The organism is Streptomyces sp. CA2R106 (assembly GCF_037034245.1).
Taxonomy (GTDB): Bacteria; Actinomycetota; Actinomycetes; order Streptomycetales; family Streptomycetaceae; genus Actinacidiphila.
On the sequence record NZ_JBAGKC010000105.1, the window covers coordinates 1 to 2,076 of the forward strand.

Annotated in this window: 1 protein-coding gene; it reads right to left on the minus strand. The window is 71.6% G+C overall.

Translation table 11 applies throughout. The annotated features are described in order from the left end of the window. A partial coding sequence (locus WA788_RS35200) for a type I polyketide synthase (RefSeq protein WP_335984501.1) occupies positions 1 to 2,076 on the minus strand: 2,076 nt, incomplete at both ends.

A 2,076-nucleotide genomic window follows, 5' to 3' on the forward strand; every position in this document is an offset into this window, starting at 1 on the left:
GCCCCCGGCCAGACCCCGCAGCAGTGCGGGCACCGGCCGACCTCCACGAGACGGCCGCGTCAGGTCCAAGCGGGCCGGGACTGCCAACGGCGCACCCCACGCGACCGCGGCCTCGAACAACGCCAGACCCTGCTCCGTCGACATCGGCTCGAGGCCACCACGACGCAGACGAGACATACCGGCGCCATCCAGATGCCCGGTCATCTCCGAGGCCTGTTCCCACAGCCCCCACGCCAACGACTGACCGACCAGGTGACGATCCCGGCGATAGACAGCCAGCGCGTCCAGGAACGCGTTCGCCGCGGCGTAGCTGCCTTGTCCCGCGCTGCCCATGACCGCTGCGGCCGAGGAGTACAACACGAACCCGGCCAAGCCCGCGTCCTCGGTCAGCTCGTGCAGGTTCCACGCCGCGTCAACCTTCGCCGACAGCACCGGCACCATCCGCTGCGGCGTCAACGACTCCACCGTGGCGTCATCGATCACCCCCGCGGCGTGCACCACCGCCGTCAACGGACGCTCCACCGCAACCTTGGCCAGCACCGAGGCGAGGGCATCCCGGTCGGCGGCATCGCCGGCCACCACCCGCACCTCAGCACCCAGCTCAGCCAACTCCGCGACCAGACCAGCCACCCCCGGCGCCGCCGGACCCCGCCGCGACAACAACACCAGATGCCGCATACCACGAACGGTGACCAGGTGCCGGGCCAACTCCCCACCCAGAGTCCCCGTCCCACCCGTGACCAGGACCGTGCCCTGCGGGTCCCACTCGACGGGCGCAACTCCGGACTCCTTCGTCACGCCCCGGGCCAGCCGACGCCCGAACACCGCCACACCGCTGCCGCCGTCAGCTGCGGGACTGATGCGGATCTCCGGCTCATCGGCACCCAGCACCGCAGCCAAGGCGGTGTCCACGTCAGCGTCACGGGTCGGGTCCAGGTCGGTGGCCGGGTCGACGTCGACCAACAGCACACGCCCCGGATGCTCCGACTGCGCCGAACGCACCAAACCCACCACCGCGGCACCGGCCAGGTCCTGCCCGGTGGCTGCGCCCTGGGTCCAGATCACCAACCGCGCGTTGTCCGTCTCGGGATCGGCCAGCCACTCCTGCACCCAACCCAACACCGTCGCAGCAGCCAACTGAGCCGCCTGCGGCGCCGACATCCCCGACGGGGCAGCCGGCACTGGCGCCACCACCACCGGAGCCACCTCCGACCCACCGTGCCGCACCCACTGCACCGCATCCGCCGAAGCCTGCGCCGGCAGCGGAACCCAGTCCACCGTGAACAGCGACTGCCGCACCTGCCGACCGGCCCCACCCAACTGCCCCAGCGCAACCTCTCGCAAAGCCAGTGACCGGGCCGCCAGCACCGGCTGACCGACACCGTCAAACGCCGTCACCGAGACCCCGCCCGCCCCGGGCGCCAGCACCACCCGCAGGTGGCGGGCACCGGCGGCCAGCAGTTGGACGCCCGACCACGCGAACGGCAACCCCGTCCGCACGGCATCACTGTCACTACTGCTGGTGGCGAGGAGACCATGCAAAGCCGCGTCGAGCAAAGCAGGATGCAGCCCGAACCCCGCCGGATCAGCCTCCGCACTCTCAGGCAGCTCAACCTCGGCGTAGACGGTGTCCCCGGCCTGCCACACCTGCCGCAGGCCCTGGAACACCGGCCCGTATTGATAGCCCCGCCCGGCGAACTTCTCGTAGGCATCGTCGACCGGAACCGACACCGCACCCGCCGGAGGCCAGACACTCAGCGGGGCGGGGACCGGCTCGCTGCCGGCCGGAGCCAACTCGCCCACCGCGTGCCGCACCCATTCGCCCTCCCCCTCACGGGAAGAGACCACGACCGTGCGTCGACCACTGCCGCCATCGCTGTCGCCGACCTGGACCTGCAACTGCACGCCACCGGAAGCGGGAAGGACCAGGGGCTCCTGGAGCGTCAGTTCCTCCAGCACACCGCACCCGGCCAGGTCCCCGGCGTGGACGGCCAGGTCCACGAACGCGGTGCCGGGCAGCAGCACCGTGCCGTGGACCGCGTGGTCGGCCAGCCACGGCATCGCAGCCAGCGACAA